The sequence below is a fragment of the Kribbella qitaiheensis genome (assembly GCF_042657745.1).
GTDB classification, from domain to species: Bacteria; Actinomycetota; Actinomycetes; order Propionibacteriales; family Kribbellaceae; genus Kribbella; species Kribbella qitaiheensis.
Window position 1 is genome coordinate 33996 of record NZ_JBHSKE010000026.1, and the last position, 205, is coordinate 34200.

A 205-nucleotide genomic window follows, 5' to 3' on the forward strand; every position below is an offset into this window, starting at 1 on the left:
CCCTGGTCGCGACCGGCGTCAACGGTGACGGACACCGCGAAATCCTTGGCGTGGAAGTCACTTCGGCCGAGGACGGCGCCGGCTGGCTGGCCTTCCTGCGCGACCTGACCGCCCGCGGCCTGACCGGAGTCCGGCTCGTCACCTCCGATGCGCATTCCGGGCTGACCGCGGCGATCGGCGCGACCCTGCCGGGCGCGGGCTGGCA

General features: G+C 73.7%; 1 protein-coding gene. It reads left to right on the forward strand.

The window, feature by feature from the left end; translation table 11 throughout:
- On the forward strand, nucleotides 1-205 hold a 205-nt coding region (locus tag ACFPJ1_RS21200), incomplete at both ends, for a transposase (protein WP_380106262.1).